Origin of the sequence: Streptomyces sp. NBC_01351, from assembly GCF_036237315.1 — a bacterium.
GTDB lineage: Bacteria > Actinomycetota > Actinomycetes > Streptomycetales > Streptomycetaceae > Streptomyces.
In genome coordinates this window covers 7,034,033-7,053,410 of the sequence record NZ_CP108356.1, presented here as the reverse complement: position 1 = coordinate 7,053,410, position 19,378 = coordinate 7,034,033, and the positions used below count along the sequence as shown (strand labels likewise).

Below are 19,378 nucleotides of genomic sequence, written 5' to 3'. Positions count from 1 at the left end.
ATTATGCACTAGTACAACGGAGCGCGCACGATGACCACGACCCCCGCGACAGAGACAGAGACAGAAACCGCCTACGAGCCCACCGACCGCACCGTCCCCACCCGCTCCCGGGACCGGGCCCGCTACGACCGCGAGACGGTGCACTCGATACTCGACCAGGCCTACATCTGCCACCTCGGCTTCGTCCGCGACGGCGCCCCCGTGGTTCTGCCCACCCTCTTCGCCCGCGTCGGCGAGGCGCTCTACGTCCACGGCTCCACCGGATCCCGCCCCCTGCTCGCGGCCGGCAAGGCCGACCCGGGGCTGGCCGTGTGCGTGACCGTGACCCACGTCGACGGCCTGGTGCTGGCCCGCTCGGCCTTCCACCACTCGCTCAACTACCGCTCGGTGATGGTCCACGGCACGGCCTACCAGGTCACCGACGAGGCCGAGTGCCGACTGGCCCTGAACGCCCTCGTCGACCACGTCGTACCGGGCCGCTCCGCCGACTCCCGCCCGGCCAACGCCAAGGAGCTCGCCGCCACCGCGGTGATCCGCCTGGACCTGACCGAGGTGTCCGCGAAGCTCCGCACCGGCGGCCCGAACGACGACGCCGAGGACCTGGGCCTGCCCTACTGGTCGGGCGTGGTCCCCGTCGCGCCGGCGTACGGAGTCCCCGTACCGGCCGCGGACCTGGCCCCCGGCATCGCCGTCCCGGACTACATCACGGCACTCTGAGGACGCTCCCGCACGGCGGCGGGCCCGGCCGTCACCGGCCCGGCACCGCCCGCCGGAAGGCCGGCCGCCGGACGGCGGGTTTCCGCGGCGATCAGCGCCCCCACCGCCGTCAGCAGCAGTGCGGTTCCCAGCACCACCGCGCCGGTCAGCCGCTCCCCCAGCACCAGGACGGCGATGGCCGCCGCGCTCACCGGCTCGATCAGCATGATCACGGACACGGTCGCGGCCCGCACGGCGGCGGCCCCGGTGAAGTAGAGCGCGTACGCGAGAGCCGTCGGCACGGTGGCGACGTACGCCAGCAGCCAGAGCACCCGCCCGAGTTCGGCGGTGTGCGGCAGCAGCCCCTCCGCCCAGGCGAGCGGCAGCAGGGTGACCGCGCCCACCGCGACCGACCAGGCGGTGGTGACGAGGGGGTCCCCGCCCGCCCCGCGCTGCCCGAGCCGGCGGGCCCGCAGGGTCATGGCGGCGTACCCGGCGGCCGACAGCAGCGCCCAGCCGACGCCGAGCGGCCGCACCTCGCCGCCCCCGCTGCCCAGCACCAGCACGGCCAGCCCGGCCAACGCCCCGCAGACCGCGGTCAGACCTCCGCGGCCGAGGCGCTCGCCCATCCAGTACCGGGCCCCTAGCGCGATGAGCACGGGTCCGGCGCCCAGGGTGACGACGGTGCCGACCGCGAGGCCGGTCTCGCGCACGGCGGCGAAGTAGGCGGCCTGGAACAGGGTGAACAGCAGCCCGGTCCCGATCAGCGAGGCCTTGGACGGCCGCATCCGCCCCCGGCCCCCGCCGCGGCGCCCGCGCGCGGCGAGCACTCCCAGCAGCACCACGAGCCCGCCGGCGCACCGCCAGAAGGACAGGGCGAGCGGGCCGAGGTCACTGGCCAGGAAGAGGAGGGAAGCGGCCGCCCCGGCGGTGCCCCAGGCGGCTCCGGCGACGACGAGGTAGAGCAGACTGCGCCCGGCAGCGGGCGAATGATTCGACACGAGAAGTCTCCGCGCATGCGTGAAGGATGAGAGAAGCAGGTCATCGCTTCGCGGGCAGCGCGCATCGGCCCGGGAACTCCCCGGGCACGTGGTTCGTGAGGGTGCCGCCCGCGCCTAGGCGGCGGGAGGCGGAAGCACGGTCGAATGCATGATCGCCACCCTAGGCCTTCGTGGTCTCGCGGTCCAGAACGGGCACATCGGCGACGGTCGGCGGCGCGGGCCGGGAGGACTGCGCGATGAACGCGCCGCCCAGCACCAGCCCGCCGCCGACGATCTGCCAGGTCGAGAGGTGCTCGCCGAGCAGGATCCACGCCAGCACGGTGGCGACGACGGCCTCCAGGAAGGCCACGACGCCGGCGACCTGCGGCGAGAGCCTGCGCACGGAGACCACGCCGGTCAGGTACGCGAAGACGGTCGCGATCAGCACCACCCAGCCGAGCAGCACCGCGGCGGGCAGCATCGTGTCGCCCAGGGCGGCCTGCCCGCCCAGCACCTGCCAGTCCATCTCCCACGGCCGGGAGATCACGGTCATGACGAGGGTTCCGACGATCAAGCCGTACGCCGTCACCCCGAGCGGGTTCGGGGCGTCGTCCTTGTCTGCGCCCTGGTCGGCGAAGACGAAGTAGAAGGCCTGGCACAGGGCGGCGCAGAGGCCGAAGATCACGCCGAGCAGGTCCAGCCGCAGGCCGGCCCAGATCTCGACCACGCAGGCCAGTCCCACGACGGCCACGGCCGCACCGGCGGCGGCGCCGCGCGTCACGGGCTTGCGCTGCACGAAGCGGATGTAGCCGAGCAGCAGCGCCGGGCCCAGGTACTCCAGGAGCAGGGCGACCCCGACGGGGATCCGCGACAGGGAGGCGAAGTAGAAGGCCTGCACGCCCGCGACGGCTACCAGCCCGAAGCCGGCGAGCAGCGCCGGCCGACGCCGGACGAGGTCACGGTGGCGCCAGGCCAGCGGGGACAGTACGAGGGATGCCCCGGCCACCCTGAGCCAGACCATGTGGAGGGGGTCCAAACCCGCCTCGATCAGCGGCTTGGCCGCCACCCCGGAACCACCGAACGCAACCGCCGAGACGAGGGCGAGGCCCAGTCCGGCGTTCTTCCCTGACGCTTGCATCGGGCCATCATGACAGGGCCCGTCAGCACCGTCACGGACAAGACGCCTGTTGAGACGCAGACGACACCCGGGCCCTCCCGCCACAATCCCGCCACGCCCCGGCGCACTCCCGCCGCGCCCCCACCCCGCCAATATCTGACAGGTCGTCAGTATTGAATGTTCCGCCCTCCGGGGCTACGTTCCGCCGCACGTATCCGACGAGAAGGGGTGGTCGCATGGCCGAAGTCACCGCGGAATCACGCATCGAGGCGCCCGCCGCGAAGCTCTGGTCCCAGCTGACGGACTGGGACGCGTACGGCCAGTGGAGCATGACCCACACGAACTTCCCCAAGGGCGGACCCGAGACCCTCGCCGTCGGCTCCACCTTCGCCGAGAACATGAAGATGATGGGCTTCCCGGCGGAGGTCGTCTGGACCGTCTCGGAGCTGGAGGACGAGCGCGTCTTCGCCATCACCGGCAAGGGCCCGATGGGCGTGGCGGTGCTCACCCGGTACACCCTGACCCCGGACGGCGGGGCGACCACCGTCCGCATCGACGGCGAGTTCACGGGCGCCGCGGTCTCCCTGATGGCCGGGAAGCTCAAGGACTCGGCCACCGCCGCGCTTACCGAATCCCTGCGCAAACTGGCCGGCCTCGTCGCCTGACGCACACCCCCGCACCCCCACACGCCCGCACAACCGGACCCCCGCACCCGCACACGACGGCGCGCCCCGCGAGAGGACTCGCGGGGCGCGCTGCGTGCAGCCTGCGGCCGCCCGGATCAGTGCTCGTCGGCCAGGATCAGGTAGAGCTTCTTGCGGGCGTCGTTGATCACGGCGAGGGCCTTCTCCCGCTGCTCGGGCGTGCCGGTCTTGAAGACCTGCCCGAAGGCCTCCCACAGACCGACCCCAGCCGCCCGGATCTCGTGCATCGCCTCGAAGTCGGGGCCGCGCCCGGCATCCGCCCAAGGGGCGTCGGGGCCCGACTCGGCCTCGGCACGGCCCGCGTCGGTGAGCGCGAACAGCTTCTTCCCTCCCCCGCTCTCGCTGACGATCAGACCCTCGTCCTCGAGCAGCTGGAGGGTCGGGTAGACCGACCCCGGGCTGGGCTTCCACGCCCCGCCGCTGCGCTCGCCGATCTCCTGGATCATCTCGTAGCCGTGCATCGACCGGTCGGCGAGCAGCGCCAGGATCGAGGCGCGCACGTCACCGCGCCGAGCCCTGCCGCGCGGTCCGCCGCGACCGCCACGCCCCCCGAAGGGTCCACCGCCGAAGGGAGGCCCGAACGGGCCGAAGGCGGCGCGCAGCCCCCTGAACTCCTCTCGACGATCGGGCCCGCAGTGGCCGTGGCCCCGTCCGTGCTCATGTCCGTGTCCGTGTTCGTGCTGTCCACGTGAACGCATGACTGCGCTCCTTCCGTCACTTCGTAGTGGTGCGTCCCGGTTCATCAGTTGCCCGATGTATCCACTATCGATGACCGATCGCGATGCGTCAACGATATATCGGAACCTTTGAAGCCGACCCCTCGACATGCCCCGGCGGGAGAGGTGTAGGGTCCACATCAATTGAACGTGTTCAAGCGATGTCCAGGGGGCACTCGTCATGTCGAATCACGCGGTGACGACACAGCAGCGGTACACGGCCCCGTGGAGCGGCATCGCGCCGGCCGCGGAGACCGTGGGGGGAGCGCAGATACTCTGCGTCGGGCTGTACACCTGGCTCATCTCGCTTCAGCAAGAGCCGTACAACCGGGGCTGGGGCGGCGGCATCGCCCTGCTCTTCGGGCTGCTCGTCATGGCGTTCGTCGGTCCGCTCCTCGCGGGCCTGCTGGGCTTCCTGCACAGCTTTCTCTTCACCACACCGGTGATGGTGGCCTCGAATTTCGCGGGCCTGCGCACGCGGCTCTCCGCGCCGTACTGGGCCGTGCCGGTGATGGCTCTGATCGCGGCCGGGTACGCCCTACCTATCTGCCTCCTCGCCGACACCTCGTACGTCGGCACGTTCACCTTGATCGCGGGCGCCGGGCTGCTGCCCGTGGGGGTGGCGGTGTTCGCCCGCATGCGGCAGCTGCCGAGTCGCACGATGCGGCTCTGGACTGTGGGGCCCACCGCGGTCGCGTTGGTCGCCGCCTTCTATCTCGCAGCCACCGCGCCGACGTACCAGCCGCCGGTCCTGGAGCGCGCCGACTACGTCGGCGAGTGGGCGGGCGACGGCGTCCGCCTGCAGCTCGGCGCGCAGGGCGAGGCGACGGTGCGGAGACTGCCGGTCCACGACGGCTTCGAGGTCGTGGGCCACTGTTCGGGGCACGGGAAGTGGACGCCCACCGAGGCGGCGTACGGCAGCCGGGCGGGCGTGCACCTGACGATTCCCACCTGTGGGGACGACGCGCAGCTGAGCTGGGAGGTGGCGGGAACGGAGGAACACCCGGAGCTGTTCGTGCTCATGGGCGATCCGGACGACGGCATGACGGCCGTACTGCGGAAGTGGGTCGGGTAGCCCGCCGCGGGTACGCAGGCACCCGCGGGACACCAGGCCAGTCACCCCGGATTGGCCTTTGTCGGCGATCGAGGAACCGCCCTACCGTCGGGGGATGCGCATCAGAATCGTCGACGCCTTCACCGACCGCCCCTTCCACGGGAACCCCGCCGGAGTCCTGATCCTCGACGGCGAGTTCCCGCCGGACTCCTGGCTCCAGCAGGTCGCCTCCGAGATGAACCTCTCCGAGACCGCCTTCGCCCACCCGCTGCCGCCCGGCGGGGACGCCGACTGGGCGCTGCGCTGGTTCACCCCGGCCGCCGAGGTCGACATGTGCGGGCACGCCACCCTCGCCACCGCGCACGTCCTGAACGAGAGCGGTCTGGCCACCGGCGGGCTCACCGAAGGGCTGATCCGCTTCACCGCCCGCTGCGGCATCCTCACGGCGAGGACCTCCGAGGACGGCACGATCACCCTGGACTTCCCGACCTCCTCGCTGACCCCGGTCCCGGCGCCCGCCGCGGTCGACCACGCGCTCGGCGGCGCCCCGATCCTCTCCGTGCACGACACCTCCCCGCACATCGGCGACCTGCTGATCGAGCTCGCCGACGAGAAGACCGTCCGCGAACTGGAACCGGACCACGCCGCCCTGCGGGCCTTCGCCAAGCGCGGGGTGATCGTCACCGCGCCCGCCGAGGATCCCTCCCTCGGGTACGACTTCGTCTCCCGGGGCTTCTTCCCCGCCTTCGGCATCGACGAGGACCCGGTCACGGGCAGCGCCCACACCGCGCTCGCCCCGTTCTGGGCGCAGCGGCTGGGCCGCGACGAGCTGACCGGCCTCCAGGGCGGCGCCCGTCAGGGGCTGGTCAAGGTGACCCTGGCGGGCGAGCGCACCCTGCTGACCGGCCACGCGGTCACCGTCCTCGACGGGGAGCTGCTCACCGCCCCCTGACCGTACGGGTCACGGCGTCGGCAGCCAGCCCACCTTGCCCGCGAGCAGGGCGTACCCGCCGAAGGCCACGATGTCGAGCAGCGCGTGCGCGACGACGAGCGGCCCCACCCGTCCCCAACGGCGGTAGGCGAGCACGAAGACGGCGCCCATCACCACGTTGCCGATGAAGCCGCCGATGCCCTGGTAGAGGTGGTACGAGCCGCGCAGCACCGAGCTGGCGACCAGCGCGGCCATCGGCGACCAGCCCAGCTGGTCGAGCCTGCGCAGCAGGTAGGCCAGCACGATGACCTCCTCCACCACGGAGTTCTGCACCGCGGAGAGGATCAGCACGGGGAACTTCCACCACACGTCGGGCAGCGCCTCCGGCACCACCGTGAGGTTGAATCCGCTCGCCCGCGCCGCCAGGTAGAAGGCCAGCCCGGCGCTCCCGATCCCGGCCGCGACGACGGCGCCCCGGCCCAGGTCGAACCCGGGCCGGGTGCGGTCGAAGCCGAGCGCCTTCAGCCCGGGCACGCCCTCGCGGGTCAGGAAGTGCGCCACGAGCAGTACGGGGACCAGGGCGCTCGTGATGCCGAAGAGCTGCCAGGCCAGGTCCAGCCAGGGCCGGCCCGGGGCGTACGAACCGTTGAGGGTGGCGGCCTGGTCCTTGAGCCCGCCCGGCTTGGTGAGCGAGCCGATGAAGCTGATCAGCGCGGAGACCCCGCTCGCCCCCAGCGACAGGGCGAGGACGAGCAGCGTCTCCGTCCGCAGCAGCCCGCGCCGCTCCTCCTCGCGCAGCTCCACGCCCACCGGCTCCACCCGCACGCCCGACTCCCGTCCTGCCGCCCTGTTCCGATCACCCCATACTGCCTCCTCCGCGGCGGAGCGGGACCTCGGGACCCTGGCGGCCGGTCAGCGCCTGACCGGCACCGGCGCGCTCACCTCCTCCTCGGCCAACCCCACGGGCCAGGTGTGCACGGGATCCCCCTTGTGCATCAGCTCGCTGTAACGCCGGGTGGTCGCGGCCAGCGCCTCGTCCCGCTCCAGCCCGGCGGCGAGGGCCTGGTGGTAGGTGTCCACCTGCCAGGTCGCCCCGTTCACCCTCCGCCGGCAGCGCTCCTCGATGATGCCGAGGTAGTGGTCCCGGTCCGCGGGCTCGATGCCCCAGGCGTCCAGCCCGGCCGCCGCCATCGGCAGCAGCTCGTCCAGCACCAGCCGCACCGCCGGTACGCTCACCAGTCCCCCGGCCCGGCCCCGGCGCGGCCACCGCAGGCGCGCGTCGATCCCGTACCGGCAGGCCGCGTCGAAGTTGGCCTCCGCCTCGGCGAAGGGCAGCCGGGTCCACACCGGGCGCGGTTCGTCCGCGAGGGTGCGCACGAGCCCGTAGTAGAAGGCGGCGTTGGCGACGACATCGGCGACGGTGGGCCCGGCCGGCAGCACCCGATTCTCCACCCGCAGGTGCGGCACCCCGTCCGCGACCCCGTACACGGGCCGGTTCCAGCGGTAGACGGTCCCGTTGTGCAAGACGAGCTCCTGCAGCAGCGGCACCCCGCCCTCGTCCAGCACCCGCAGCGGCTCCTCCTCGTCACATATCGGCAGCAGCGAGGGGAAGTAGCGGACGTTCTCGGCGAAGAGCTCGTACGCCGAGTCCACCCACCGCTCCCCGAACCAGGTCCGCGGCCGCACCCCCTGCGCCTGGAGCTCGGGCGGCCGGGTGTCGGTGGCCTGCGTGAACAACGGCGGCCGCGACTCCCGCCACAGCTCGCGCCCGAACAGGAACGGCGAGTTGGCGCCGACGGCTATCTGCGCGGCCGCCACCGCCTGCGCGGCGTTCCACACGTCCGAGAACCGGGCCGGTGTCACCTGGAGGTGCAGTTGTACGGAGGTGCAGGCCGCCTCCGGCACGATCGACCCTGAGGTCCAGGTCAGCCGCTCGACCCCCTCGATGTCGAGGGTGAAGTCCTCGCCACGCATCATCAGGATCTGCTCGTTCAGCAGCGAGTACCGGTCGACCGCCGACAGGTTGGCCGTGACCAGGTCGTCGCGCGAGATCGTCGGCAGAATTCCGATCATCACCACCCCGGCGTCGATCTCCGCGGCCTGCCGGTGGGCATAGCCCAGCCCGGCGCTGAGTTCCTCGGACAGGCGGTCGAAAACGCGGCCGCCGAGCCGGTGCGGCAGGACGTTCACCTCCAGGTTGAACATTCCCAGTTCGGTCTGGAAATCGGTGCTCGCAATACGCTCCAGCACCTGGGCATTCACCATTCTCGGCAACCCGTCGGCACCCGCAAGATTCAACTCGATCTCAAGTCCCATCATGTTCTTCGGGCGATCGAACCTCTTCTCCGCCAGAAGTCGCTCCAGTCCCTCCAGACACTCGTGGAGCTTCCTTCGATACCTCTGCCGATCGGACAGGTCGAATCCGCCCGCCACGACCTTCTCCCCCATCGAAGCGTCCCTCCTCGACTGGGCCTGGCCCTGGGCACCCAGGCGCGCGTTACGGTCGATGATGCCCCGACAGCGTGATCCATAACGCCCGGGGGGCGTGCACTGCGGGGCGCGCGCGCCGGTTTGGCCGAAGGGCGCTCCGGCACATTCACCTGGCAACTCACTTCGCGCAAATCCCGCCCCGACTTTGCGCGTTCCCGATTACCGATGCTTTTCAGCCGGGCACCCATCCGGTAACCTCCGAGGTCAGCGCGACATGTTCGCGCCCATCCGGCATGAATGCCACGTCAGCGGGACCGGTAAGCGCCTTGTCGGCAATAGGCGGGACGGCTAGCCGAAACACTACGTGAACACATGTCGTATAAACTCCGCAAACGAGGCAGAGAGTTGGCGCGCGGCCATTGCCCCTCAGCCCCCCTCTGGCCCCAGAATGCGACAGCGCCGTCCGCACCTTCCCCCGTTCCACAGGTCTCCCAAGTGAGAGGCGACCCACCATGCCGCTGCACGTCCCTCCGGCTCCCGCGCCCGCCCTGCGCAGCGTCCTCGCGGCCCTCGGCTCCCCCACCGCCGTCAACGAGGCACACACTCCGGCCCTGCGCGCGCTCCAGGGGCCGATGACCGCCGAACTCCCGCTGCCGGTCCACGTCCTCGACCGGCTGGGCATGTCCACCCTGGCCGCCGCAGGCAGGCCGCCCCGCACCCGGCTCACCGGCTGGCGGTTCCTCATCCGCAGCGGGGACCGCTTCGTCGCCGCTGCCGACACCCGGCTCACTCCGGACGGCTGGGCCTTCTCCCACTTCTTCGAGGGCCCCTACGTCGCCGCCACCGAACGCGCCCTGCGCCAGGCGGAGTCGCTCGGCAAGGCCTACCAGCCGCGGCTGCTGTCCGTACCGGAGCTGTACATGCTGACGCTGTGGCTGCACGGGGCGGTGGGCGCCGACGCCTCCGCCGGTCTGCCGGCCGACGAGGACCTGCTGGTGCCCCTGGCCCCGGCCCCGCCCGGCATCGCCCCGTACCGACCCCATCCGGTCTCGGAGCTGCTGCCCGTGCTGACCCGACGGCTCACCCCGGCGACGGCGCCGGCCCCTCCCTCGCTGGCCGCGCCGGCCGCCTGACCCGATTGGCCCATTCGGGTTAGTCCGCCCGGGCCACTCGCGAACCATCCGAAATGACAGGGGAGTTGGCCTGAACCGCCCGCACGAGTGATGCGTCATCAATCTATGAGGACAGCTGGCGGGAAATCCCTGCGAAGCGGCTGTCCTGGGGGAAGACTGAGGCCATGCTCCCCGCACGCGCGGGGATGATCCAGGGGGACGGCCATGAATCACGCATCGAGCCGTAGCACACAGACCACACCGCAGCGAAAGAACGCATCCATGTGCCAGCACCAGCCAGCCTGCCCATCAGCCGAATCCGCCGACAGGGAGGCCGCCCGCCCGGTGGCCAACCACCCGGAGCAGGGCTGGAGCCTGCTGTGCAACGGCGTCCTGCTCTTCGAGGACACCGGGGAGCTGCTGCCCGACGGCCAGATCATCGCCCCGCACCGGCCGCTCGCGGTGGCGTAGGGCAGGGCGTAGGACACGACGAGAACGACGAAGGGGCCGGTCCGGGAGATTCTCCCGGACCGGCCCCTTCGTCATCGATCAGTTGTCGTACTCGTCCAGCGGCGGGCAGGAGCACACCAGGTTGCGGTCACCGAACGCACCGTCGATGCGGCGCACCGGCGGCCAGTACTTCTCGGCGGCCGAGACCCCACCGGGGAAGACGGCCTCGTCACGGGTGTACGGGTGGTTCCACTCGCCGCCCAGCGCCGCAGCGGTGTGCGGGGAGTTGGCCAGCGGGTTGTCCTCGAGCGACCACTCGCCGGAGGCGACCTTCTCGATCTCGCCGCGGATGGCGATCATCGCGTCGCAGAAGCGGTCGATCTCGGCGAGGTCTTCGGACTCCGTCGGCTCGATCATCAGCGTGCCGGCGACCGGGAAGGACATCGTCGGCGCGTGGAAGCCGTAGTCGATCAGGCGCTTGGCGATGTCGTCCACGCTCACACCGGTCGACTTCGACAGCGGACGCAGGTCGATGATGCACTCGTGCGCGACCAGGTTGCCCGGGCCGGTGTAGAGCACCGGGTAGTGCGGCTCCAGGCGCTTGGCGATGTAGTTGGCGCCGAGCACGGCCACCTGGGTGGCGCGCTTGAGGCCCTCGCCGCCCATGAGGCGCACGTACGACCAGGAGATCGGCAGGATGCCGGCCGAGCCCCACGGCGCGGCCGAGATCGGACCGACGCCCGTCTCCGGGCCCGCGGTCGGCTGGAGCGGGTGGTTCGGCAGGTACGGGGCCAGGTGGGCCCGGACACCGACCGGGCCGACGCCCGGGCCGCCGCCGCCGTGCGGGATGCAGAAGGTCTTGTGCAGGTTCAGGTGCGAGACGTCGCCGCCGAAGTGACCCGGCTTGGCCAGGCCCACCAGGGCGTTGAGGTTCGCGCCGTCCACGTAGACCTGGCCGCCGGCCTCGTGCACCTGGGCGCAGATGTCGGCGACGTGCTCCTCGAACACACCGTGCGTGGACGGGTACGTGATCATCAGCACGGCGAGCTCGTCGCGGTGCTGCTCGATCTTGGCGCGCAGGTCGTCCGCGTCCACCTCGCCGTCGTCGGCGGTCTTGACGACGACGACCTTCATGCCGGCCATCACGGCGCTGGCGGCGTTGGTGCCGTGCGCGGAGGACGGGATGAGGCAGACGGTGCGCTGCTCGTCGCCGTTCGCGCGGTGGTAGGCGCGTACGGCCAGCAGTCCGGCGAGCTCACCCTGCGAACCGGCGTTCGGCTGGATGGAGACCTTGTCGTAGCCGGTGACCTCGCAGAGACGTTCCTCCAGCTCGTTGATGAGCGTGAGGTAGCCCCCGGCCTGCTCCACCGGGGCGAAGGGGTGCAGCTGGCCGAACTCGGGCCAGGTCACCGGCTCCATCTCGGTGGTCGCGTTGAGCTTCATGGTGCAGGAGCCCAGCGGGATCATGCCGCGGTCCAGCGCGTAGTCCTTGTCCGAGAGCCTGCGCAGGTAGCGCAGCATCGCGGTCTCGGAGCGGTGCTGGTGGAAGACCGGGTGCGTCAGGTAGGAGTCCGAGCGCAGCAGTCCCTCGGGGAGGGTGTCCGCCGCGGTCTCGTCCAGCGCCTCGATGTCACCGGTGACCCCGAAGGCCGCCCAGACTGCCTCGATGTCGGCGCGCAGGGTGGTCTCGTCGCAGGCGATGGAGACCAGGTCGGCGTCGGCCTGGAACAGGTTGACCCCGCCCTCGCGCGCGGCGGCGACGACCTCGGCCGCGCGGCCCGGGACGCGGGCGGTGACCGTGTCGAAGTAGGCCCCGTGCACGACCTCGACACCGCCGGCCGTCAGGCCCGCGGCGAGCAGGGTCGCGTAGCGGTGCGTACGGCGGGCGATCGTCCGCAGGCCGTCCGGGCCGTGGTAGACGGCGTACATGCCGGCCATGACGGCGAGCAGCACCTGAGCGGTACAGATGTTGCTCGTGGCCTTCTCGCGGCGGATGTGCTGCTCACGGGTCTGCAGCGCCAGGCGGTACGCCTTGTTGCCGTCCGCGTCCACGGAGACGCCGACGAGTCGGCCCGGCAGGGAGCGGGCGTGCTTGGCCTGGACGGCCATGTAGCCGGCGTGCGGTCCGCCGAAGCCCATCGGGACGCCGAAGCGCTGCGTGGTGCCGACGGCGATGTCCGCGCCCAGCTCGCCCGGGGAGGTCAGCAGGGTCAGGGCGAGCAGGTCGGCCGAGACGGCGACGATCGCGCCGAGCGCGTGCGCCTGCTCGATGACCGGCTTGATCTCCCGCACGGCGCCGGAAGCACCCGGGTACTGGAGGAGCACGCCGTAGACGCCGCGCTCGGCGATCTCGGCCGGAATGCCCTCGGACAGGTCGGCGACGACGACCTCGATGCCGATCGGCTCGGCGCGGGTCTCGATCACCGCGATGGTCTGCGGCAGCGCGTCGGCGTCGATGAGGAAGACATTGCCCTTGGACTTGCCCACGCGGCGGGCCAGGGTCATGGCCTCGGCGGCCGCGGTGCCCTCGTCGAGCAGGGAGGCACCGGAGGTCGGCAGACCGGTCAGCTCGGCGACGACGGTCTGAAAGTTCAGCAGCGCTTCGAGGCGGCCCTGCGAGATCTCCGGCTGGTACGGCGTGTAGGCCGTGTACCAGGCCGGGTTCTCCATGACGTTGCGCAGGATCACCGGCGGCGTGAAGGTGCCGTAGTAACCCAGCCCGATCATCGAGGACAGGACCTGGTTGCGGTCGGCCAGCGAACGCAGCTCGGCGAGCACCTCGGCCTCGGTCCGCGCCTCGGGCAGGTTCAGCGCTTCAGCGGTCTTGATCACATCCGGCACCGCGGCGGCGGTCAGTTCGTCCAGCGAGCCGTAGCCCACCTGGGCGAGCATCTTCGCCTGCGCCTCGGCGTCCGGGCCGATGTGGCGCTGCTCGAAGGGGATGCCTCGCTCCAGCTGGGAGAGCGGAATGCGGTTGGCGGTCATGTACGGAGGCCTCCTGGTCGTACGACCTGCGAGGGGCACCACGGCGCGGGCACCCGGACGGCCTCCCCCTCTGTCATCTCAACCTGAGAGTTTCACCGGCCGCTCGAGGGTTGCTCGAACGAGCCGACTTTCACCGTCGGTGAGGAGAGGAACCGGCACTGCGCGCCCGATACCCGCCCCTGCTTTCCAGAGTGGCCTCGTCCGTGCGGTACGTATGCCTGAGAGATTCCGGGGAGGATTTGCTCCTTCGGCGCCTCCGTCGTTCTCACTCGGAGGACTCTCCCGCACAGGGTCGACAGCCATCACCCAGCCTACCAGCGAGGATCCGGGAGCTCCCCGAGTGGCCTCTTCTTGGGATATGCACTTTTGTAGTCATTACGGAGGAGTTGCGACCATTTGGAGGGACCGTGCAGACCGACATCGATCCGCGCAGCCTGATCGGCCGCAAGGCGTTCGACCGCAATGGCACCAAGATCGGCACCGTGGACGAGGTCTACCTCGACGATGCCACGGGCGTCCCGGAATGGGCCGCCGTCCGTACGGGCCTGTTCAGCCGGGACGCGTTCGTCCCGCTGGAGCCGAGCGAGCTGGTGGACGACGCCCTGCGGGTGCCGTTCGACCGCTCCCTGATCAAGGACGCCCCCGACTTCGGCGTCGGCCGCCACCTCTCCCCGGAGCAGGAGCTCCAGCTCTACCACCACTACGGCCTGGACGTGACGCTCCCGTCGGACTTCCAACGCGACTTCGGCCACCTGGCCACCGACGAAGACTAGGGCGGCAGCCCGGCCAGTGCCGAGCACGCACCGGGGCATCCCCACAGGCCCGGACGGGGCCGAGCATGCACCGGGGCATCCCCCCAGGCCCGGACGGGGCCGAGCATGCACCGGGGCATCCCCACAGGCCCGGACGGGGCCGAGCATGCACCGGGGCATCCCCCCAGGCCCGGACGGGGCCGAGCATGCACCGGGGCATCCCCACAGGCCCGGACGGGGCCGAGCATGCACCGGGGCATCCCCCCAGGCCCGGACGGGGCCGAGCATGCACCGGGGCATCCCCCCAGGCCTGGACGGGGCCGGGTGTGTGCCGGGGCGTCCCCGCAGGGCGTCGAACGCACCCCCCTCGGCCCACCGACCCCTCGAACCGTTCGACGCCCGAGGAGACGCCCCGGCGCGCGCCCGGCCACGGCCGGGCCGGCACCAACCACCACCCCGATCCGCAAGATCCCTAGCCCCCCAGGACCTCGGGACGCCCCACCCAGGATCTACGGGCGCCGCGGCCCGCCCTCCACGCCAACCAACCCACCGCGGCCACTCCCCGGGCCGCCCGGAACACGAGCCGCTCTCCGGCGCCACCCGCGGTCCCACCCGCACCAGAGGCCCCGAGCCCGGATCGGCCTTCGGCGGGGTCACCCGCGCCCGCCCCGCAGGCCGGGTGACCCCGCCGAAGCCCCCGGGCCGACCGGCGCCCGCACCGCATCGCCGGTCAGGCGCGCGGCGCGCCGCCCTCGGTATCCGCGGAAGGGTCCGGGCCCGCGTCCCCCACCAGCGGCAGGGGGTCGGACGGCTCCAGTTCGGGGTCGTCCACCCGGAAGGTCCTGACCCGGCCGGGCCCCGACCCGGGCTGCTCGAACCGTACGGTCACCCTCCCGACCCCGCTGCCCTGCACCCACCCCGGCCCGTACACCGAATGGAGTACGTCGCCCCCGGCCGGCCACCGCCGCTCCCCAGCCGACTCGGGCTCCGCGGCTACCTCCCCCGGCGCAGGCGCAGCGGACCACGGGTCCATGACCGGCTCGTCCTCCTTGCGCCCCGTCCCGGCCCCGGCGGCCGGCCCGTCACCGGGAGGCTCGGAGGCCCCTTCCGCCCACTCCGCCCTGCCCTCGGCACCTTCGGCACCCTCGGCGCCCTCGGCGGCGAGCACCGCGGCCTGGGCGAAGAGGTCCTCCTGCGTGTAGTCCGCCAGCCCCGTCACACCCACGCCCAGCAGCCGCACCCCGCCCGTGGTGTCCACGCCCTCCAGGAGCCGCGCCGCGGCCTCCCGCACCACACCCGGGTCGTCCGTGGGGCCCCGCAGCGTCTCGGAGCGGGTCAGCGTCGAGAAGTCGTACCGCCGTACCTTCAGCACGATCGTGCGCCCCGAGTGCCCTGACTCCCGCAGCCTCCGCACGCACCGGTCCACGAGCCGCTGCACCTCGCCCCGGATCCGCACCCGGTCGTGCAGGTCCACGTCGAAGGTGTCCTCGACCGACACCGACTTCGCGTCGCGCTCGGCGACCACCGGCCGGTCGTCCAGCCCCAGCGCCATCCGGTACAGGCCCACGCCGTGCGCGCGCCCGACCATCCGGACCAGCTCGTCCTCCCCGGCCTCCGCCAGCTCCCCCACGGTGGTGATCCCGGCGCGGCGCAGGTGTTCTCCGGTGGCCGGCCCCACCCCCGGCAGGGTCCGCACCGACATCGGCGCGAGGAGCTCCCGCTCCGTCCCCGGCTCGATCAGCAGCAGCCCGTTCGGCTTGGCCTCCTCGGACGCCACCTTGGCCAGCATCTTCGATCCGGCCAGACCCACCGACCCACTGAGCCCCGTCACACCACGGATGTCCGCCCGCAGCCGCTGCCCCGCCGCCAGAGCGCCCTCCGAGTCGAAGGCGACCCCGCCGGCCTCCAGGTCCACGAAGGCCTCGTCCAGGCTGAGCGGCTCCACCAGCGGCGAAAGCTCCCGCAGCAGGGCCATGACCAGGTCGCTGACCTCCCGGTACAGGCTGAAGCGCGGGAAGAGGTACGCACCGTTCGGGCAGAGCCGCCGCGCCTGCGCCATCGGCATCGCGGAGTGCACTCCGAACCGCCTGGCCTCGTACGAGGCGGTCGCGACGACCCCCCGCGGGCCCAGGCCGCCGACGATGACGGCCTTGCCCCGCAGGCTCGGCTTCGACGCCTGCTCCACGGCGGCGTAGAAGGCGTCCATGTCCAGGTGCAGGATGGTCGGCGCGGCTCTCACAGCCCCGATGCTGCCCTACGGGTCTGACAATTCCGGGGCAGTGGCGCCCGGCCGGTCAGACGGCGCGGTTGCGGCGTGCCGCGAGCTCGTCCGCCGGGTTGTGCCCGACCAGCGTCTCGCCGGTGTCCACCCGCTCCCCGTGCAGCTGGGACAGCGCGCTCTCGACGTCGCGCCACACCACTCCCACGGCGATGCCGAAGACGCCCTGCCCGCCCTGGAGCAGGCTCACGACCTGGTCCGGGGAGGTGCACTCGTACACCGTGGCGCCGTCGCTCATCAGCGTCATCCGCTCCAGGTCGGAGAACCCGCGGTCACGCAGGTGCTGCACGGCCGTGCGGATGTTCTGCAGCGCCACCCCGGTGTCCAGGAAACGCTTGACGATCTTGAGGACCACCACGTCCCGGAAGCTGTAAAGCCGCTGCGTGCCCGACCCGTACGCGGGCCGCACGCTCGGCTCCACCAGTCCGGTGCGCGCCCAGTAGTCGAGCTGCCGGTAGGTGATGCCCGCCGCGGCGCACGCCGTCGGCCCCCGGTATCCGATCTGCTCGGGCGCCTGGTCGCCGCCCACCGGTCCGACCGGCGTCGACTCCGGCTGACGGCGCGCGGAACCGACCGCACTGCCGTGCAGCGGGTACGGTCCCCCGTCACTCCGCGCGGGGGTGCCCCCGGTCGTACCGTCGCCCGTGATCCTCACGCCGACCCTCCGTCCTTGACCTGCCACCTTGAAGGTAGGCAGTCACCAGGGGTGCGTCAACGATCGCCACACTCGGCACGCCGAGTGATAATCACCCTGAGAGTGGTTTCCCGTATCCCTTTACGGGGAAAGGCTACTCGAATGGGCTGAAAGTCCCCGTGGGGCGACCCGCGCTACGGGTCGCTCGCCGGGTCACGCCGCGCCTCACTGCGGGCCCGTACCGAAGTCCTCGGGCGAGATCTGGTCGAGGAACTCGCGGAACTTCTCCACCTCGTCCTCCTGTTCGTCCGGAATGGCGATTCCGGCGTCGTCGAGGACGCCGTCACTGCCGTAGATCGGCGTCCCCGTCCGCAGGGCGAGCGCTATGGCGTCGGAAGGCCGCGCGCTCACCTCGACCCCGCTGGCGAAGACGAGCTCCGCGTAGAAGACGCCCTCCCGCAGATCCGTGATCCGGACCTCGGTGAGCTCCTCGCCGATCGCCTCCAGCACGTCCTTGAACAGGTCGTGCGTCAGCGGCCGGGCAGGGGCCATCCCCTGCTGCGCGAAGGCAATGGCGGTCGCCTCCCCTGGTCCGATCCAGATGGGGAGGTACCGGTCGCCTCCCACTTCACGCAGGAGCACGATCGGTTGGTTGGAGGGCATTTCCACCCGGACACCCACAACGTCGAGCTCGTTCACACAGCAACCCTAGGACCTGCTCGGCAGGTTTGGGTAGTCGGGGCCCCACTCCGACCAGCGAGCTCACCGCAGACGAACCCCGAGAGCGGTCTGTACGAGGGCCTCGTGGAGCCGTACGGACAGCCCCGCGAGCTCCTTCATGGTGGCCTCCGCATGCATCCTGGTCTGCGGGTTGCGGTGGCGGCGCAGTGGTGCCACGACCTGCTCCACCAGCCCCGCCTCCCGGTCCGCTGCCGCCTTCATGGCGCGCAGGTGCCGCGGCTCCAGCCCGAAGCGGCCGAGATCGGCGACGAGCCGGGCCACCGTGACGGCCTCCGCGTCGAATCCGCCGCCCGGAGCCTCCGCGAGCAGCCCATAGGACTCCCACTCGACCAGCTGGACCTCGTCGACGTCAGCGGCCGCGAGGAGCTCCGCACGGTCCACCCGGGCCACCGTGGGCCGCTCCCGGCCCACCTCGCCGTAGACGGCCACGGGGCTGCCCGGCTCGACCGTGCCCTCGGAGTCCGCGTGCGCGGTGGGCGCCGGGATACGGATCTGCTCACCGCGGGCGAGCGCGTCGAGCTGGTCGCGGATGACCTTCAGCGGCAGGTAGTGGTCGCGTTGCAGCCGCAGGATGCGCGCGAGGCGCTCCACGTCGTCGGTGCTGAACTTGCGGTATCCCGAAGGCGTGCGCCGGGGCTCGACGAGCCCTTCCGCCTCCAGGAAACGAATCTTCGAGATCGTGACTTCGGGGAACTCGTCACGCAGCGTGGTGAGCACCGTGCCGATGCTCACCAGCCGCCCGGCGGTGCCGGCGGTGCCGTTCTTCGGGGCACCGCCGGTCGGGGTACGCAGCATGAGACCTTCCCAGATAGGGTCAGATGCCCCGCAGGCTCGCGTAGAAGACCAGCCGGTACTTGCCGATCTGCACCTCGTCACCGTTGTGCAGGGCGACGGAGTCGATCGGTTCACGGTTCACGTACGTGCCGTTGAGGCTGCCGACGTCGGAGACGGTGAAACCGCCGTCCTGACCCCTGCGGAAGTCGACATGGCGCCGGGAGACGGTGACGTCGTCCAGGAAGATGTCGCTCTGCGGGTGCCGGCCCGCCGTGGTCAGCTCGCCGTCCAGCAGGAAACGGCTACCGGAGTTGGGACCGCGCCGCACGATGAGCAGGGCGGAACCGGGCGGCAGCGCTTCCACCGCGGCCTGGGCCTCGGGGGACAGCGAGGACGACACGTGCGTCTGTCCCGACACCTCGGCCTCGTAGGCCTCGAGGCCCGAGATCGAGATGGTGGACGTGGTCTCCGAGGCACGCTCCGGCGTCAGACCCGCCCGCAGCGGCGCCCCGCAGTTGGAGCAGAACCGACTGGCCGCATCGCTGCGGTGTCCGCACCTGCTGCAAATCTGCTCGGCCGACATGGACGGCTCCTCGCGCCGCGGCTGCCCCGCGGAGGCATTGGTGGCATACGGGTCGGGGGCAAACCCTCCACCCGCACTTGAGGTTGATGGTTCACCGAAACCTATGCGTCCGGTACCAGCAGGGTCAACAGTCGACGCGCCGGAAGCGCCCGAATTGTCACCCGCTCCCGCCACCTCGTCACGGAAGAGCGGCCGGTCGCCCTGCCCTTCCGCGTCCCCGTGCCCGGCACGGTGACGTGCCGGGCCGCTTTCCTCGCGGTTCTTCTTGCCGAACAACTTCTCAAACAACTTCACGGGCGATTCCCCTTGACCGAAACAGACCCGCCCGTGGGGCAGGACGAACTCCGAATGCAGACACCTGCCGACCCGGACATTCTCACAACGTCCGTAACCACCAGACAGTTTCCACCACGCACCGCGACTTCGGTGCGCCGACCCCCC

At 71.6% G+C, this 19,378-nt stretch carries 18 protein-coding genes and 1 riboswitch; of the genes, 7 read left to right on the top strand and 11 right to left on the bottom strand.

Going from position 1 to position 19,378, the window contains the following annotated elements; all coding sequences use genetic code 11:
* Positions 1–30: 30 nt before the first annotated feature.
* Positions 31–717 (top strand): pyridoxamine 5'-phosphate oxidase family protein, encoded by a 687-nt coding sequence (locus OG625_RS32570; protein ID WP_329388127.1) that lies wholly within the window; start codon positions 31–33, stop codon positions 715–717.
* On the opposite strand, the gene OG625_RS32565 is transcribed toward OG625_RS32570, so the two are convergent.
* Positions 699–1,697 carry a DMT family transporter gene (locus tag OG625_RS32565; protein ID WP_329388125.1) on the bottom strand — a complete coding sequence of 333 codons (999 nt, stop codon included), beginning with the start codon at positions 1,695–1,697 and terminating at the stop codon, positions 699–701. The two genes, OG625_RS32570 and OG625_RS32565, sit on opposite strands and share 19 nt — an antisense overlap.
* Before the next feature lie 160 nt (positions 1,698–1,857).
* Positions 1,858–2,814 (bottom strand): EamA family transporter, encoded by a 957-nt coding sequence (locus tag OG625_RS32560; RefSeq protein ID WP_329388123.1) that lies wholly within the window; start codon positions 2,812–2,814, stop codon positions 1,858–1,860.
* 215 nt (positions 2,815–3,029) lie between these two features.
* Between OG625_RS32560 and OG625_RS32555 the strand changes: the two genes are divergently transcribed.
* Positions 3,030–3,458, top strand: coding sequence for a type II toxin-antitoxin system Rv0910 family toxin (locus OG625_RS32555; RefSeq protein WP_329388121.1), 429 nt, complete (start codon positions 3,030–3,032; stop codon positions 3,456–3,458).
* 116 nt (positions 3,459–3,574) lie between these two features.
* Here OG625_RS32555 and OG625_RS32550 read toward each other — a convergent pair whose 3' ends face one another.
* Positions 3,575–4,195 (bottom strand): PadR family transcriptional regulator, encoded by a 621-nt coding sequence (locus OG625_RS32550; RefSeq protein WP_329388119.1) that lies wholly within the window; start codon positions 4,193–4,195, stop codon positions 3,575–3,577.
* A gap of 214 nt (positions 4,196–4,409) precedes the next feature.
* Here OG625_RS32550 and OG625_RS32545 point away from each other — a divergent pair, with 214 nt between their 5' ends.
* On the top strand, positions 4,410–5,288 hold the full coding sequence (locus OG625_RS32545) for a hypothetical protein (protein ID WP_329388117.1): 879 nt from the start codon (positions 4,410–4,412) through the stop codon (positions 5,286–5,288).
* 94 nt (positions 5,289–5,382) lie between these two features.
* Entirely contained in the window at positions 5,383–6,219 is an 837-nt protein-coding gene (locus OG625_RS32540; RefSeq protein WP_329388115.1) for a PhzF family phenazine biosynthesis protein, read from the top strand.
* Positions 6,220–6,228: 9 nt separating this feature from the next.
* On the opposite strand, the gene OG625_RS32535 is transcribed toward OG625_RS32540, so the two are convergent.
* Positions 6,229–7,023, bottom strand: coding sequence for a CPBP family intramembrane glutamic endopeptidase (locus OG625_RS32535; protein WP_329388113.1), 795 nt, complete (start codon positions 7,021–7,023; stop codon positions 6,229–6,231).
* Between the two features lie 87 nt (positions 7,024–7,110).
* Positions 7,111–8,646: a glutamate-cysteine ligase family protein gene (locus tag OG625_RS32530; RefSeq protein WP_329388111.1), complete on the bottom strand. Its 1,536-nt coding sequence runs from the start codon at positions 8,644–8,646 to the stop codon at positions 7,111–7,113.
* A gap of 494 nt (positions 8,647–9,140) precedes the next feature.
* On the opposite strand from OG625_RS32530, the gene OG625_RS32525 reads away from it, so the two are divergent.
* Together OG625_RS32525 and OG625_RS32520 are read left to right on the top strand one after the other, a co-directional pair.
* Complete coding sequence (locus OG625_RS32525) at positions 9,141–9,761, top strand: hypothetical protein (RefSeq protein WP_329388109.1); 621 nt, start codon at positions 9,141–9,143, stop codon at positions 9,759–9,761.
* A gap of 261 nt (positions 9,762–10,022) precedes the next feature.
* The gene (locus tag OG625_RS32520) at positions 10,023–10,211 is read left to right on the top strand and encodes a DUF5999 family protein (RefSeq protein WP_329388107.1); all 189 of its coding nucleotides are present in this window, start codon (positions 10,023–10,025) and stop codon (positions 10,209–10,211) included.
* 78 nt (positions 10,212–10,289) lie between these two features.
* Here OG625_RS32520 and gcvP read toward each other — a convergent pair whose 3' ends face one another.
* Complete coding sequence (gcvP, locus tag OG625_RS32515; protein WP_329388105.1) at positions 10,290–13,175, bottom strand: aminomethyl-transferring glycine dehydrogenase; 2,886 nt, start codon at positions 13,173–13,175, stop codon at positions 10,290–10,292.
* A 196-nt stretch (positions 13,176–13,371) separates the two neighbouring features.
* Positions 13,372–13,470, bottom strand: a riboswitch (glycine riboswitch).
* 112 nt (positions 13,471–13,582) lie between these two features.
* Here gcvP and OG625_RS32510 point away from each other — a divergent pair.
* The gene (locus tag OG625_RS32510) at positions 13,583–13,948 is read left to right on the top strand and encodes a PRC-barrel domain-containing protein (RefSeq protein WP_329388103.1); all 366 of its coding nucleotides are present in this window, start codon (positions 13,583–13,585) and stop codon (positions 13,946–13,948) included.
* 709 nt (positions 13,949–14,657) lie between these two features.
* Here the strand turns inward: OG625_RS32510 and OG625_RS32505 are convergent.
* The 5 genes from OG625_RS32505 to OG625_RS32485 all read right to left on the bottom strand — a co-directional run bounded on the left by OG625_RS32505 (position 14,658) and on the right by OG625_RS32485 (position 19,339).
* Entirely contained in the window at positions 14,658–16,166 is a 1,509-nt protein-coding gene (locus OG625_RS32505; protein ID WP_329388101.1) for a DNA polymerase IV, read from the bottom strand.
* 55 nt (positions 16,167–16,221) lie between these two features.
* Positions 16,222–16,860 (bottom strand): MerR family transcriptional regulator, encoded by a 639-nt coding sequence (locus tag OG625_RS32500; protein WP_329388098.1) that lies wholly within the window; start codon positions 16,858–16,860, stop codon positions 16,222–16,224.
* A 204-nt stretch (positions 16,861–17,064) separates the two neighbouring features.
* On the bottom strand, positions 17,065–17,538 hold the full coding sequence (locus OG625_RS32495) for a bifunctional nuclease family protein (RefSeq protein WP_030009777.1): 474 nt from the start codon (positions 17,536–17,538) through the stop codon (positions 17,065–17,067).
* 63 nt (positions 17,539–17,601) lie between these two features.
* Positions 17,602–18,375 (bottom strand): transcriptional regulator FtsR, encoded by a 774-nt coding sequence (gene ftsR, locus OG625_RS32490; RefSeq protein ID WP_329388096.1) that lies wholly within the window; start codon positions 18,373–18,375, stop codon positions 17,602–17,604.
* A gap of 19 nt (positions 18,376–18,394) precedes the next feature.
* Complete coding sequence (locus OG625_RS32485) at positions 18,395–19,339, bottom strand: FHA domain-containing protein (RefSeq protein WP_329391159.1); 945 nt, start codon at positions 19,337–19,339, stop codon at positions 18,395–18,397.
* Between the last annotated feature and the right edge of the window lie 39 nt (positions 19,340–19,378).